The sequence below is a fragment of the Streptomyces sp. BE20 genome, from assembly GCF_036322525.1.
Taxonomy (GTDB): Bacteria; Actinomycetota; Actinomycetes; order Streptomycetales; family Streptomycetaceae; genus Kitasatospora.
Window position 1 is genome coordinate 1 of the sequence record NZ_JAQYWW010000562.1, and the last position, 14090, is coordinate 14090.

Here is a 14090-nt window from a genome sequence, read left to right on the forward strand (position 1 = left end):
GGAGCTTGCGGCCACCGGTGAAGATGTCGGCGGTGCCGTCCTCGTTCTGGCTGAGGAAGACACCGAATCCGGCCGGGGGCTGTGCCAGCCGGTCCACTTCCTCCTTGAGGGCCACGATCTGGTCGCGGGCCTCTCGCAGGGTGGAGGCGAGCCGTTCGTTCTGGGCGGTCACGCCGGCCAGGTTGGTCTGGAGCTCGACGATCCGCTCTTCGAGGACTCTCGAATTGCGCGGCGAGTCGGCGAGCTTGCGGCGCAGGACGGCGATTTCCTGCTCAAGGTACGAGACCTGAGCGGTCTCGTCGGAACCACGAGCGGGCCTGCCGGTGCTGCGGTTGTAGTCGTCATCGTGGGCTGCCACGGTCCTCACCTCCTCCGGGGAGCTGGACGCTTCCAGACCCTACCTGGGACCAGGGGTCCGTAAACCCCTAGATCAAGAAAGATGGAACGGGCGTGTCCGATCTTCGCCCTCGCGTGCTTCCCCTCTGCTAGGGGGATACCCACCGCGCACCGGCCAAAGCGGACCAGATGTATCGTCGATCGAGTCGATATCCGATCGCGACCGCTGCCTGAGGTCCGATCGTTGTACGAATGGCGGGAATGCCCCGCGCGGGGACGTCCCGGGACAGAAACGGCGGAAAAGCATGTCGGTGAGCGAGTCGGAGACGGAGACCGGACCACTGGAGGTCTGGATCGACCAGGATCTGTGCACCGGCGACGGCATCTGCGCGCAGTACGCGCCCGAGGTCTTCGAACTGGACATCGACGGCCTGGCCTATGTGAAGGGCGCCGACGACGAGTTGCGCCAGCAGCCCGGCGAGACGGTGCCGGTGCCGCTGACGCTCCTTCAGGACGTGGTGGACTCGGTGAAGGACTGCCCGGGCGACTGCATCCACGTCCGCCGGGCCGCCGACCGGGTCGAGGTGTACGGCCCGGACGCGGAGTAGGCGCCCCCGGTCCTGGCGGAGTTCAGGTCCGGCTGAGCGGGGCGGCGGTCTGGGAACGGTCCCAGCCGCCGCCCTTGCGCGTCCAGGTGAGGTCGAGTGAGATGTCCGGTTCGAAGCGCGGCACGTCGTCACCGGAGTAGCCCTGGGCGTGGCCGGTCACGGCCCCGTCGCTGCGCAGCGCCAGCCGGCCGACCGTGAGGTTCTCACGCTCCGACAGCAGGGTGGCCAGGACGACGGGTCGGCCGCCGGCGGGGCCGGGGCCGAGCAGGTAGACGGCGTCCGGCGGGGTGCCGTTCTCGGCCGCGCAGTGCGCGGCGACGACGGTGCCGGGCCGGCCGTCACCCAGGTCGGCGGCGAAGCTGATGGCGATCTTGACCGGGAACGGTCCGCAGTCCAGGGGGAGTTCGGCCGCGGCCGGGTCGGGGGCGACGGCGGCCGGAAGGGCCTTCGGGGTCGGCCGGGCCGGGCCGGGGGTCCCGGTCGCGGGGGCGGCGGCGAGTGCCGCCGCCACCACGGCGGCGCAGCCGGCGACGGTGAGGGCCCAGTGCCAGGGGGCGGTCCCGGCCCGGCCGGGCGCGGTGCCGCCTCCGGGGCCCGGCCGTCCGGAAGTGTGCTGTCCAGCCGTCGTCCCGACCGCGGTCTCCACCAGGCGTCCCCTCCAGTGGTCTGTGTGAGCGAGCATCGTCCCACACCGGGGCGGCCGTCGGAGGGCCCGGGGTGCCCCTCCGGGCAGCGCGAAGGGGCGGTACGACGACGCGTACCGCCCCTTCGACGGAGTGCTAGCCGAGGTCGGTCGGACCGTCGGTCTCGGTACGGGCTGCGGCGCGGGCCGCGGCGCGCTCCTGCAACGAGCGCTCGGGCGACCCGTTGTCGTAGTCCTCGCCGTAGGCGCCCTTGGCCGGGCGGCGGCGGCGCAGCGGCGGCTCGACGCCGTCGGCCAGCCGGCGGGAGGTGAGCAGGAAGCCGGTGTGACCGATCATCCGGTGGTCCGGGCGGACCGCCAGGCCCTCCAGGTGCCAGGTGCGGACCATGGTCTCCCACGCCTGCGGCTCGGTGAAGGTGCCGTGCTCGCGCAGCGCCTCGACGGTCTTGGACATCTGCGTGGTGGTGGCCACGTAGCAGCAGATGAGGCCACCGGGGACGAGCGCCTTGGAGGCGACGTCCAGGCACTCCCAGGGGGCGAGCATGTCCAGGATGACGCGGTCGACGTCGGCCTCGACCAGGTTGTCCTGGAGGTCGCCGACGGTGAGCTTCCACGCCGGGTGGGGCCCGCCGAAGTAGCGCTCGACGTTGCCCTTGGCGATGTCGGCGAAGTCCTGCCGGCGCTCGTAGGAGGCGAGCATGCCGGTGTCTCCGACGGCGCGCAGCAGGTAGGTGGAGAGCGCGCCGGATCCGACGCCGGCCTCCACCACGCGGGCGCCCGCGAAGATGTCGGCCATCGCCAGGATCTGCCCCGCGTCCTTGGGGTAGATCACGGCGGCGCCGCGCGGCATGGACAGGACGTAGTCGGGGAGCAGGGGGCGCAGCGCGAGGTACGGGACGTTCCCCGTGGTGCGCACGACCGTGCCCTCGGGGGCGCCGATCAGCTCGTCGTGGGGGAACGCACCCTTGTGGGTGTGGAACTGGTTCCCGGCCTGGAGCGTGAACGTGTAGTGGCGGCCCTTGGGGTCGGTCAGCTGGACCTGGTCCCCGACCTGGAAGGGCCCGCGTCGGCGGGTGGCACCGGTCGGTTCGGACATGCGGACAATCCTAAGGGAAGCGGACGGCCCCGCCCGACCGGGGTGATCGTCGGCCCCGGCGGCGCGGTCAGGACCGGCCGGTGACCGCCGCGGTCAGACGCTGTTCGATGTCGGTGAGCGCGGCCACCCCGTACACCCGGCCGTCCTCCTCGACGACCAGGTACTCGCCGGCCGGGGTCGCCCGGACGGCACGCAGCAGGTCCTCGCCGGCGAGGTCGGCGGAGAGCCGCAGGCCGGGTTCGAGGTCGCGGGCGAGCGGGCCGACGGCGACCCAGGGACGGCGGTGCTCGGGGATGCCCCGGACGGCGGACTCCCGGACGATGGCGATCGGGTCGCCGCGCCCGTCGACCACGACGACGGCACCGGCCCCGGCCTCGCCGGCGCGGCGCATGGCCTCGCCGAGCGGGGTGTCGGCGGTGACCTCGACGGTCCGGCGGGCGAGGTCGCGCAGCCGCAGCCCGGGCAGGACCTCCTTGAGCCGGGCGTTGCGCAGGGCGCCGCCGGCGCCGTTCCAGATGACGGCGGCCAGGACGGCGGCCAGGACGGCGTCGATCATGGTGTCGGTGCGGCTGCGTTCGAGGTCGCGGGCGGCGCTGACCAGGGGCAGCCCGATCAGCACGGCGACGGCCAGGCCGCGGCCGGCCCAGGCGGCCGCGACGGTGCCGGCCATCGGGCGGCCGGTGGCCGCCCAGACTGCGGCGCGCAGCATCCGGCCGCCGTCCAGCGGCAGGCCGGGCAGCAGGTTGAAGGCGGCGACGACGAGGTTGGAGACCATCAGGCCGGTGAGCAGCACCCCGGGGACGGTGGTCAACTCGACGGCCTGGAGCGCGAGGAAGAAGAGACCGCCCAGGACCAGCGAGAGCAGCGGTCCGACGAAGGCGAGCCAGAACTCGCGCCCGGGGCTCTCGGCCTCCTTCTCGATCTCGGAGACGCCGCCGAAGAACTGGAGCTGGATGCGGCGGACACCGAGCCGGTAGCGGAGCGCGACCAGCGTGTGGGCCAGCTCGTGCACCAGGACGGAGCCGTAGAACGCGACCGCGAAGGAGAACGCGACGAGGTAGCGGGCGCCGCCGAGCTCGGGCAGGACTCGGTCGAGCTGGCCGCCGAAGACCCAGGTGATCAGCGCGGCGATGACGAACCAGGACGGGGTGACGTACACCGGGACGCCGAAGGGGCGGCCCACCAGGATGCCGCCGCGGGGCTCCGGGTCCTCGGACGGCGGGGCTCCGGGACGGTTGCCGCCGCCGTGCGGTGGCTGGTCGGAGGTCTGCTGCCCCCTGCTGTCGCTCACCGGTGTCCCTTCGTCCGTCTCCCCCGCGCCGCGCCTCACGCCGGTGCGCCCACGCTACGTGATCGGGACGGCCGGGCGCCGCGCGCCCCTCGCTTCTCCCTGCCTCATACCCCGTGGCGGGTTCCGGCAGCACCGTGGCAGCGGGATGACGGCGCAGGGCAATAGGGTCGGGGTATGCAGCAGACCGACACCAGCAGCGCCGAGGTGGTCGCGCCCCGCCCGGCGGCGCCCCCGACCGGCCTGTCCCCGTCCCGCGCGGGGGACTTCCTGACCTGCCCGCTGCTGTACCGGCTGCGGGTGATCGACCGGCTCCCGGAGCCGCCGAGCTCGGCGGCGACCAGGGGCACCCTGGTGCACGCGGTGCTGGAGCGGCTGTTCGACAGCCCGGCGGCCGAGCGGACGCCGGAGCGGGCCCTGGGCCTGCTGCGCCCGCAGTGGGAGCGGCTGCTGGGCGAGCGCCCGGAGCTGTCCGGCCTCTTCCCGGAGGACCCGGACGGCGCGGCGCTGACCCTCTGGCTGGCCGACGCCGAGAAGCTGCTCGCCCAGTGGTTCCGACTGGAGGACCCGACCCGGCTGCATCCGGTGGAGCGCGAGCTCTACGTGGAGACGGCGCTGGACTCCGGGCTGCTGCTGCGCGGCTACATCGACCGGGTGGACGTCGCCCCCACCGGCGAGGTGCGGCTGGTCGACTACAAGACCGGCCGGGCGCCCTCGCGCGACTTCGAGGGCAAGGCGATGTTCCAGATGAAGTTCTACGCGCTGGTGGTCTGGCGGTGGAAGGGCGTGATCCCCCGGCGGCTGCAGCTGGTCTACCTGGGCGGCGGCGGGGACGTGGTCAGCTACGACCCGGACGAGGCCGACCTGCTCGCGGTGGAGCGCAAGCTGCTGGCGCTGTGGGAGCGGATCGGCCACGCGGTGGCGACCGGTGACTTCCCGGCGACCCGCAACCGGCTCTGCGGCTGGTGCGACCACCAGGCCAGCTGCCCGGAGTTCGGCGGCACGCCCCCGCCGTACCCGCTGCCGCTGGCGCGCACGTCTGACGAGGACGATCCCACGGGGGATCCGATGAGCAAGGAGTCCTAGGTGACGATCCGAGTGCTGCTGGTCGACGACCAGCCGCTGCTCCGCACCGGTTTCCGGATGATCCTGGAGGCCGAGTCCGACCTGGTGGTGGTCGGCGAGGCCGGCGACGGCCAGCAGGCCCTGGACCAGGTCCGGGCGCTGCAGCCCGACGTGGTGCTGATGGACATCCGGATGCCGCGGATGGACGGCGTGGAGGCGACCCGCCGGATCGCCGGTCCGGGGCGGGACGGCCCGGCCAAGGTGCTGGTGCTGACCACCTTCGACCTGGACGAGTACGTGGTGGAGGCGCTGCGCGCGGGTGCGAGCGGCTTCCTGCTGAAGGACGTGCCGGCCGAGGAGCTGGTGCAGGCGATCCGGGTGGTGGCGGACGGTGCGGCGATGCTGGCGCCGTCGATCACCCGGCGGCTGCTGGACATGTACGCCACCAAGCTGCCCTCCGGTGAGGAGGCCCCGCCGCAGGCGCTGAACGCGCTGACCGAGCGGGAGCTGGAGGTGCTGAAGCTGGTGGCGCGCGGGCTGTCGAACGCGGAGATCGCCGCGGAGCTGTTCGTCAGCGAGACGACGGTGAAGACGCACGTCGGCCACGTGCTGACCAAGCTGCAGCTGCGCGACCGGGTGCAGGCGGCGGTGTACGCGTACGAGAGCGGGCTGGTCCGTCCCGGCGCGCTCTGACCCGGACGTGCCGGAGGCCCGGCCGCTCCCCCGCTGGGGGGGCGGCCGGGCCTCCCCGTACGGGGGCTACTTGCCGACCCGGCCGATCTCCCAGAAGCGGAAGAAGCCGGTGGTGTCGACGGTCGACTCCACGCCGGTGATGTTGGAGCGGGAGGCGAAGAACGACTTGTTCTGGAACAGCGGGATCAGCGGGGCGTTCGTGGCCACGATGCCCTGGATCTGGCCGTAGGCCGTCGTCGCGGCGGCGCGGTCGGCCTGCTTGAGGGTGTCCGGCACGAGCTTCTGGCTGATCTGCGGGTCGTCCCAGCCGTGGTGGTAGGCGCCGCCCTCGACGACCAGCGGGGCGACGTAGTTGTCCGGGTCCGGGTAGTCGGCGAACCAGCCGATCGTGTACATCTGGTACTTGCCCTCGGCCCAGCCCTTCTTGAAGGCGTCCCAGTCGGGCTCGTGCTGGACGGTCACCTGGAACAGGCCGCCGGCCTCCAGCTGCTTCTTCAGCGTCTCGGACTCGGCGCCCTCGGCGCGCGAGCGCGACCAGGTGAGGGTGATCTTGACCGGCGTCTGGACCTTGGCGGTGGTGAGGATCGCCTTCGCCTTGGTGACGTCCTGGTCGCCGTAGCGGTCGAAGAAGGCCGTGTTGTGGCCGCTGACGCCGGCCGGGACCATCGAGTAGAGCGGCTGGACGGTGCGGGCGAAGACGTCGCGGGCCAGGGCCTTGCGGTCGACCAGCTGGGCGGCGGCCTGCCGGACGGCGACGTTGCCGCCGACCGGGTCCTTGGTGTTGAAGACCAGGTAGCGGGTGTCGCTGCTGTCCCCCTCGACGACGCGCAGGTCGGTCTTGCCGCCCTGCTGGTCGGAGAGGATCTGGGCGGCGGTGTTGGGCTCCAGGCTGTTGTCGGCGAGGTCGACCTCGCCCTTGTCCAGCGAGGCCTTGAGGTCGGCGGGCTTGTCGAAGTACCGCAGGGTGAACTTCTTGTTCCGCAGCTTGGCGTCGCCGGTGTACTTGTCGTTGGGCGACAGCACGACCTTGCCCGGGCCGCCGGTGCCGCCGGCCATCGGCTCGATCGAGTCGATCTTGTACGGGCCGGAGCCGACCAGCTTGTCGTTGCCGAGCAGCTTGTCGGCCGGGAAGACCTCCTGGTCGACGATGGCGCCGGCCGGACCGGCCAGCTTGGCCGGGAGGGTGGCGTCGGGCTGGCCGAGGTGGAAGACCACCTCGGTGTCACCCTTGGCCTCGACCGACTTGATCGAGGAGAGCAGCCCGGCCGGGCCGCTCTGGTCGTTGATCTTCAGCGTCCGCTGGATCGAGAAGACCACGTCGGCGGCGGTGAGCGCGTGCCCGTTGGAGAATTTCAGGCCGGACTTCAGCGTGCAGCGGTACTGGGTGGCCTCGCCCGCGGTGAACTCGCAGGACTGGGCGGCGTCCGGGCCGGGCGCGCTGGAGGCGGCCGGGTAGCTGAGCAGCGACTGGAAGGTGTTGCGCAGCAGCAGCCAGGAGCCGGCGTCGTACGCGCCGGCCGGGTCCAGGGCGTTGGTCACCGAGGTGGTGCCCATGGTGATCGCCTTGTCGCCGTCCCCCTTGACGGCGTCGGTCACCGAGCCGCAGCCGGCCACCGAGGCGGCCACGAGTCCGGCGCAGCCGAGCACGGCCAGTCGTTCAGCTGAAGTCTTCACGGGTCGCGTCCTTCGGGGTGCGGTCCGGCCGGAGGGCCGGGGGCCCGCGAGCCGGTTGCCTCCTGGGTTGCGGAGGGGCGCGCGCGCGAGCCGGGCGCCCGTGCGACCGCGGGCAGGACGGGGTTGCCCGTCAGCGGCGGTGCCTGGGCTCGGGGGTGGGGAACGAACTGGAGTAGCGTGCCATATCGAACACACACCCCCGATACCCCCACAGGTGACAGTTGGGACACGGGGGGACGGCACCGGACAGGGCCGTCCTGCGAGTTGTCAGCCAATGCCCGTTTTCTCCCCGGGCCGTCGAGGGCCGGAGCCGGTCCGGACCGACTACCGGCCGGTAGTGCTCATCCGCAATGAGACGACAATCACACCCGCGAGGCGACGAGGGAGCGGAGCAGCTCCAGGTCGACCTGCTCCAGCGACGACAGCACCAGCCGGCCGGGCGCCGGCTCGATAGCCGCCACCGAGGGCACCGCGATCACGGGACAGCCGGCCGCCTCGGCCGCGCGCACCCCGGTCGGCGCGTCCTCCACCACCACGCAGCGGGCCGGATCGGCGCCCAGCCGGCGCGCCGCCTCCAGGTACGGGTCCGGGTGCGGCTTGGTGCGCGGCACCTCGTCCCCAGCGACCGTGAAGGCGAAGTGCTCGGCGCCCAGCGAGCGCAGCACGATGTCGATGATGTGCCGGTGGGAGGCGGAGACCAGGGCGGCCGGGACGCCGTGCGCGGCGAGCGTGTTGAGCAGCCGCTCCGCACCCGGCATCAGCGGCACCCCGCCGGCCAGCAGGTCCACGAACCGCTGGTTGATCAGCACGGTCAGGTCGGCCGGTGCGAGGTCCACGCCCGTGGTGGCGAGCAGGTAGTCGATCACCCGGCTCATCGGGCCGCCGACCACCTGCGCACGGTCCTTCTCGTCGAGCGCGTAACCGAGCTCGGCGAAGAGCGAGGCCTCCGCCTGCCACCAGTAGTCCTCGGTGTCCACCAGCGTTCCGTCCATGTCCAGCAGCACCGCCTGCAGGCCCTGCCCGTCGCCCGGATCGAGGGTCTGGATGGCGGTGGAGATGGTGGTCATGGCGGGATCCTTCCGTCCGTGCCCCCGGATCGGCTCCGGGGATGACACAGGCCGGCCCGCTGGTGAGCGGACCGGCCCGTTCAGGATCATCAAGGATACGCCCGGCCCCTCCGGATCGGGCGAACGCTGCGCAGCATCCGGATTACCGCGCGTTGAAGTACTTGGCCTCCGGGTGGTGGATCACGATCGCGTCGGTGGACTGCTCCGGGTGCAGCTGGAACTCCTCGGAGAGGACCACGCCGATCCGCTCGGGCTTCAGCAGGTCGGCGATCTTGGCGCGGTCCTCCAGCTCCGGGCACGCCCCGTAGCCGAGGGAGAACCGCGCGCCCCGGTACTTCAGCGCGAACATGTCCCGGACGTCCTGCGGGTCCTCGTCGCCGAAGCCCAGCTCGAAGCGGACCCGGGCGTGCCAGAACTCGGCCAGCGCCTCGGCCAGCTGGACGGAGAGGCCGTGCAGTTCCAGGTAGTCGCGGTAGGAGTTGTCGGCGAACAGCTCGTTGGCCGCCTCGGAGATCCGGTTGCCCATGGTGACCACCTGGAGGCCGAGCACGTCGCGGACCCCGGACTCCTCCGGGCGGAAGAAGTCGGCCAGGCAGAGCCGGCGCCCGCGCCGCTGGCGCGGGAAGGTGAAGCGGGTCCGCTCGGTGCCGTCCTCGTGGAAGACGATCAGGTCGTCGCCCTTGGAGTTGGCCGGGTAGAAGCCGTAGATGACGGCCGCCTCCAGCCAGCCCTCGGTCTGCAGCCGGTCCAGCCACATCCGCAGCCGCGGCCGGCCCTCGGTCTCCACCAGCTCCTCGTACGAGGGGCCGTCCCCGCTCCGGGCGGCCTTCAGGCCCCACTGGCCCTTGAACAGGGCGTCCTCGTCCAGCCAGCTCGCGTAGTCGGCGAACGGCACGCCCTTGACGATCCGGTCGCCCCAGAACGGCGGCTCGGGCACCCGGTTGTCGACGGCGACGTCCGAGCGGATCTGGCCGAGGTTGACCTCCTCGGGCTCCTCGACCTCCACCCGTGCGTGCCGGCGCTGCTTCAGCTCCGGCAGGGTGGCACCCGGCACACCGCGCTTGACCGCGATCAGCGCGTCCATCAGCCGCAGGCCCTCGAAGGCGTCCCGGGCGTAGCGGACCTCGCCCTCGTAGATCTCGTGCAGGTCCTGCTCGACGTAGGCGCGGGTGAGCGCGGCACCGCCGAGGATCACCGGGTAGTCGGCCGCCAGCTTGCGCTGGTTCAGCTCCTCCAGGTTCTCCTTCATGATCACGGTGGACTTCACCAGCAGGCCGGACATCCCGATGACGTCGGCCCGGTGCTCCTGCGCGGCGTCCAGGATCGCCGAGACCGGCTGCTTGATGCCCAGGTTGACCACGTTGTAGCCGTTGTTGGACAGGATGATGTCGACCAGGTTCTTGCCGATGTCGTGGACGTCGCCCTTGACGGTGGCCAGCACGATGGTGCCCTTGCCCTCGTCGTCGGACTTCTCCATGTGCGGCTCCAGGTGCGCCACCGCGGTCTTCATCACCTCGGCGGACTGGAGCACGAACGGCAGCTGCATCTGGCCGGAGCCGAACAGCTCGCCGACCACCTTCATGCCGGCCAGCAGCGTGCTGTTGACGATCTCCAGCGCCGGGCGCTCCGTCAGCGCCTCGTCGAGGTCGGCCTCCAGGCCGTTCCGCTCGCCGTCGATGATCCGCCGCTGCAGGCGCTCCTCCAGCGGAAGCGCGGCCAGCTCCTCCGCCTTGGACGCCCGGACGGAGGCCGAGGAGACGCCCTCGAAGAGCCGGAGCAGCTTCTGCAGCGGGTCGTAGCCCTCGCTGCGGCGGTCGTAGACCAGGTCGAGGGCGACCTCGCGCTGGTCCTCGGGGATCCGGGCCATCGGCACGATCTTGGAGGCGTGCACGATCGCCGAGTCCAGGCCCGCCTCGACGCACTCGTTCAGGAAGACCGAGTTGATCACCATACGGGCGGCCGGACTGAGGCCGAAGGAGATGTTGGACAGGCCGAGGGTGGTCTGCACGTCCGGGTGGCGGCGCTTGAGCTCGCGGATCGCCTCGATGGTCTCGATGCCGTCGCGGCGGGACTCCTCCTGCCCGGTGCCCAGGGTGAACGCCAGGCAGTCGACCAGGATCGAGCCCTCGTCGATGCCGTACTCGGTGGTGAGCTGGGCGATCAGCCGCTCGGCGATCTCGACCTTCTTGTCGGCGGTGCGGGCCTGGCCCTCCTCGTCGATGGTCAGCGCGATCAGGCCGGCGCCGTGCTCGCGGGCCAGCGAGGCGATCCGCCCGAAGCGGGTGTCCGGGCCGTCGCCGTCCTCGTAGTTCACCGAGTTCAGCAGGGCGCGCCCGCCGAGCGACTCCAGACCGGCGCGCAGCACCTCCGGCTCGGTGGAGTCCAGCACGATCGGCAGGGTGGAGGCCGTCGCCAGCCGGCCGGCGATCTCCTTCATGTCGGCGACGCCGTCGCGGCCGACGTAGTCCACGCAGAGGTCCAGCAGGTGCGAGCCGTCCCGGATCTGGTCCCGGGCGATCTCCACGCAGGCCTGCCAGTCGCCGGCCAGCATCGACTCGCGGAACTTCTTCGAACCGTTGGCGTTGGTGCGCTCGCCGATCGCCAGGTACGAGGTGTCCTGGCGGAAGGGCACCGCCTGGTAGAGCGAGGCCGCCGAGGGCTCGGGACGCGGGTCGCGCACGGTGACCGGCCGGCCCTGAACCCGCTCGACCACCTGGCGCAGGTGCTCGGGGGTGGTGCCGCAGCAGCCGCCGACCAGCGACAGCCCGTACTCGCGGGTGAAGACGTCGTGCGCGTCGGCCAGCTCGGCCGGGCTCAGCGGGTAGTGCGCGCCGTCCTTGCCCAGCACCGGCAGACCGGCGTTCGGCATGCAGGAGAGGCCGATCCGCGCGTTCTTGGCCAGGTACCGCAGGTGCTCGCTCATCTCGGCCGGGCCGGTGGCGCAGTTCAGACCGATGTAGTCGACGCCGAGCGGCTCCAGCGCGGTCAGCGCGGCTCCGATCTCGGAGCCCAGCAGCATGGTGCCGGTGGTCTCCACGGTCACCTGGACCAGCACCGGGAGGTCGAGGCCCGCGTCTGCGAGGGCGGCCTTGGAACCCAGGATCGCGGCCTTGGTCTGCAGCAGGTCCTGGCTGGTCTCCACCAGCAGGGCGTCCGCACCGCCGGCGATCAGGCCCGCCGCGTTCTGCCGGAAGCCCTCGCGGAGCGTCGCGTACGGGGCGTGGCCGAGGGTCGGCAGCTTGGTGCCGGGGCCGATCGAGCCGAGCACCCAGCGGGTCCGGCCGTCGGTCCCGGTGTGCTGGTCGGCGGCCTCGCGGGCGATGCGGGCCCCGGCCTCGGAGAGCTCGAAGACCCGCTCCGGGATGTCGTACTCGCCGAGCGCCGAGTGGTTGGCGCCGAAGGTGTTGGTCTCCACGCAGTCCACGCCCACCGCGAAGTACGCGTCGTGGACGGAGCGGACGATGTCGGGCCGGGTCAGGTTGAGGACCTCGTTGCAGCCCTCCAGGTCCTGGAAGTCCTCCAGCGTCGGGTCCTGGGCCTGGAGCATGGTGCCCATCGCCCCGTCGGCGACCACCACACGGGTGGCCAGTGCCTCACGCAGCGCGTTCGCGCGGCTCTGCTGGGTGACGGACGGGTCGGCTGCAGTGGCCATGGGGCTTCTCCCTGGGTGCGACGGCTGTCGGCTTTGCGCACCCGCTGAGTCGGGGACGCACGTGGCCAGGGTATCCGGCCCCCGCTGGGAGCAGAGCACCCATTTCGTATCCTGAGCCCTCGTCCGCGAGGGGAGAGCGACGCTATGGGTGGATTCCGGACACGTGCAGGTCGGATCGGGGCGGTTCCCGCCGCCTGGGCCCGGGCGCTGCGCGTCCGCTGGCGGAGCTGGTCCCGATGGCGGAAGTCGCTGGCAACGGCGCTGGTGGCGCTGGCCGTCGTGGTGGTGCCGATCGGATCGGCGGCCCTCGCGCTGCGCCTCCAGTACGTCGGCGACCCGTCGCCCGAGGCACGTACCCGCGGTCGCGACGCGGTCTGGCTCGGCCACGCCTGGGTCGACGGCCGGAAGGGTGACGCGGACATCGCCGCGCTCGCCCGGCGGCTGGCCGGAACCGGCATCCGGGACCTGTACGTGCACACCGGCCCGCTGGAGCACGACGGCTCCCTGCCGACCTCCGTGCACCCCCGGGCCCGCTGGTTCACCGAGGAGGCGCACCGGGCACTGCCCGGAATCCGGGTGCAGAGCTGGCTGGGCGACGAGGTCAAGCCCGAGAAGGACGCGCTGGACCTGGAGGACGCCCCCACCCGGGACCGGGTCACCGCCTCCGCCCGCCAGGTGCTCGATCTCGGCTTCGACGGCGTGCACTTCGACATGGAGCCGATCCGGCCCGGTTCGAAGGGCTGGCTCGCCCTGCTCGACCAGGTCCGCCCGGTCACGGCCGAACGCGGCACCAGGCTCTCGGTGGCCGTCCCGCAGATCGATCCGCTGCCTTACCAGCACAACGTGGCCATCGCGTTCACCGACCACGGCAAGTGGTGGGATCAGGCCTATTTCGCCGAGACCGCCCGCCGGGTCGACCAGGTCGCCGTGATGACGTACGACTCCAGCATGCCGACCGAGTCGCTGTACGGCGGCTACAACGCCTACCAGACCGAGCTCGCGCTGGAGGCCACCCCGGAGGACGTGGACCTGCTGATGGGCCTGCCGTTCTACTGGGAGGACAAGTGGGGCCACTGGGGTCGCGCCGAGACGGTGACCGCCGGCATCCGGGGCATCCGGCTGGGCCTGGGCCGGTACGACCTCGACCGGCAGAACTTCGGTGTCGGGCTGTACGTGGACTTCGCCGCGACCGAGCAGAACTGGACGGACTACCGGCGCCACTGGGTCCGCTGAGCGGGGCCGGGGGCCCGTACGGGCCCCCGGCCTCAGGCCGGCGAGGCGGGGAGCGGGGCGGCCATCCGGTGGGCCAGGTCGCCCAGGAAGCGGCGGACGGTGGCGTCCTCGCCCGTCACGTAGTGCAGGACGGCCCGGTAGAACGGTCCGTAGACCTCGCCGTGTTCGGTGACGGTCAGCGTGCAGCCCCCGCCGACCGGCGTCAGCCGGTACGTCCAGGTGCCGCCGTACGGGAGGTCGCGGTCCGCGATCCCGGTCACCAGGCGGTGCGGGGCCTCGCTCTCCAGCACCTCGTAGGTGGTGTGCCCGTGCCGGCCGTACTCGCGCCAGCGGGCCAGGCCGTCGGCGGTCGCGGGCAGGACCTCGACGTGGGCCAGGCCCCGGCGCCAGGCCGGGTGGAGGCCGAGGTCGGTCAGCACCTCCCAGACCGCGCCGGGCGACTGGGTCAGCTCCAGACCGCCCTCGCTGACGTGCTCCACCGGCAGCCTCCGACCGGCGGCCAGCGTCGCCAGTACCGCACCGGCACCGGTCGCCAGCACCACGCCGGCACCGGTCCACAGCCGTCCGTTCATCCGTCGGCTCCTCACGCCCCGCGACCGGCCCCGCCTCCATCATCGCGCCGCACCGCCGGGCGGGCGCGCCGCGGCAGCCGGGCAGCGCGGCGACCACCCGGACGAGCGGAGGGAGGAGGGGCCGGCCGGGGAACGGGCGAGCGGCGGGATAACCGCTGGATCG

11 protein-coding genes and 1 pseudogene are annotated in these 14090 nt (G+C 72.4%); 4 read left to right on the forward strand and 8 right to left on the reverse strand.

Annotated elements, in window-relative coordinates; all coding sequences use genetic code 11:
- A pseudogene (locus tag PUR61_RS09485) lies at nucleotides 1–358 on the reverse strand (proteasome ATPase); the annotation flags it as partial.
- Between the two features lie 283 nt (nucleotides 359–641).
- Here PUR61_RS09485 and PUR61_RS09490 point away from each other — a divergent pair.
- The gene (locus PUR61_RS09490) at nucleotides 642–944 is read left to right on the forward strand and encodes a ferredoxin (RefSeq protein WP_329877712.1); all 303 of its coding nucleotides are present in this window, start codon (nucleotides 642–644) and stop codon (nucleotides 942–944) included.
- A gap of 22 nt (nucleotides 945–966) precedes the next feature.
- On the opposite strand, the gene PUR61_RS09495 is transcribed toward PUR61_RS09490, so the two are convergent.
- The 3 genes from PUR61_RS09495 to PUR61_RS09505 form a co-directional block, all read right to left on the reverse strand.
- On the reverse strand, nucleotides 967–1626 hold the full coding sequence (locus PUR61_RS09495; RefSeq protein WP_329877714.1) for a hypothetical protein: 660 nt from the start codon (nucleotides 1624–1626) through the stop codon (nucleotides 967–969).
- Between the two features lie 97 nt (nucleotides 1627–1723).
- On the reverse strand, nucleotides 1724–2683 hold the full coding sequence (locus tag PUR61_RS09500) for a tRNA (adenine-N1)-methyltransferase (RefSeq protein ID WP_329877716.1): 960 nt from the start codon (nucleotides 2681–2683) through the stop codon (nucleotides 1724–1726).
- A 67-nt stretch (nucleotides 2684–2750) separates the two neighbouring features.
- Nucleotides 2751–3974, reverse strand: a complete 1224-nt coding sequence (locus PUR61_RS09505; RefSeq protein WP_329877718.1) for a site-2 protease family protein — start codon at nucleotides 3972–3974, stop codon at nucleotides 2751–2753.
- Between the two features lie 174 nt (nucleotides 3975–4148).
- Here PUR61_RS09505 and PUR61_RS09510 point away from each other — a divergent pair, with 174 nt between their 5' ends.
- Together PUR61_RS09510 and PUR61_RS09515 are read left to right on the forward strand one after the other, a co-directional pair.
- Entirely contained in the window at nucleotides 4149–5057 is a 909-nt protein-coding gene (locus PUR61_RS09510) for a RecB family exonuclease (RefSeq protein WP_329877720.1), read from the forward strand.
- On the forward strand, nucleotides 5058–5729 hold the full coding sequence (locus PUR61_RS09515; protein ID WP_030299918.1) for a response regulator: 672 nt from the start codon (nucleotides 5058–5060) through the stop codon (nucleotides 5727–5729).
- A gap of 66 nt (nucleotides 5730–5795) precedes the next feature.
- Here the strand turns inward: PUR61_RS09515 and PUR61_RS09520 are convergent, their stop codons facing one another.
- From PUR61_RS09520 to metH, 3 genes are all read right to left on the reverse strand, one after another.
- Complete coding sequence (locus tag PUR61_RS09520) at nucleotides 5796–7403, reverse strand: ABC transporter substrate-binding protein (protein ID WP_329877727.1); 1608 nt, start codon at nucleotides 7401–7403, stop codon at nucleotides 5796–5798.
- Between the two features lie 362 nt (nucleotides 7404–7765).
- On the reverse strand, nucleotides 7766–8470 hold the full coding sequence (locus PUR61_RS09525; RefSeq protein WP_329877729.1) for an HAD family hydrolase: 705 nt from the start codon (nucleotides 8468–8470) through the stop codon (nucleotides 7766–7768).
- A gap of 142 nt (nucleotides 8471–8612) precedes the next feature.
- Nucleotides 8613–12122: a methionine synthase gene (gene metH, locus PUR61_RS09530; RefSeq protein WP_329877731.1), complete on the reverse strand. Its 3510-nt coding sequence runs from the start codon at nucleotides 12120–12122 to the stop codon at nucleotides 8613–8615.
- A 144-nt stretch (nucleotides 12123–12266) separates the two neighbouring features.
- Between metH and PUR61_RS09535 the strand changes: the two genes are divergently transcribed.
- Nucleotides 12267–13355 (forward strand): glycosyl hydrolase family 18 protein, encoded by a 1089-nt coding sequence (locus PUR61_RS09535; protein WP_329877733.1) that lies wholly within the window; start codon nucleotides 12267–12269, stop codon nucleotides 13353–13355.
- Between the two features lie 32 nt (nucleotides 13356–13387).
- On the opposite strand, the gene PUR61_RS09540 is transcribed toward PUR61_RS09535, so the two are convergent.
- Nucleotides 13388–13927 carry an SRPBCC family protein gene (locus tag PUR61_RS09540; protein WP_329877735.1) on the reverse strand — a complete coding sequence of 180 codons (540 nt, stop codon included), beginning with the start codon at nucleotides 13925–13927 and terminating at the stop codon, nucleotides 13388–13390.
- Nucleotides 13928–14090: the final 163 nt, after the last annotated feature.

Excerpts from the sequence above, each read along its gene's own strand:
- PUR61_RS09490 (WP_329877712.1), top strand. The coding sequence starts at position 642 with ATGTCGGTGAGCGAGTCGGAGACGGAGACCGGACCACTGGAGGTCTGG.
- PUR61_RS09495 (WP_329877714.1), bottom strand. The coding sequence starts at position 1,626 with ATGCTCGCTCACACAGACCACTGGAGGGGACGCCTGGTGGAGACCGCG.
- PUR61_RS09500 (WP_329877716.1), bottom strand. The coding sequence starts at position 2,683 with ATGTCCGAACCGACCGGTGCCACCCGCCGACGCGGGCCCTTCCAGGTC.
- PUR61_RS09510 (WP_329877720.1), top strand. The coding sequence starts at position 4,149 with ATGCAGCAGACCGACACCAGCAGCGCCGAGGTGGTCGCGCCCCGCCCG.
- PUR61_RS09525 (WP_329877729.1), bottom strand. The coding sequence starts at position 8,470 with ATGACCACCATCTCCACCGCCATCCAGACCCTCGATCCGGGCGACGGG.
- metH (WP_329877731.1), bottom strand. The coding sequence starts at position 12,122 with ATGGCCACTGCAGCCGACCCGTCCGTCACCCAGCAGAGCCGCGCGAAC.
- PUR61_RS09535 (WP_329877733.1), top strand. The coding sequence starts at position 12,267 with ATGGGTGGATTCCGGACACGTGCAGGTCGGATCGGGGCGGTTCCCGCC.
- PUR61_RS09540 (WP_329877735.1), bottom strand. The coding sequence starts at position 13,927 with ATGAACGGACGGCTGTGGACCGGTGCCGGCGTGGTGCTGGCGACCGGT.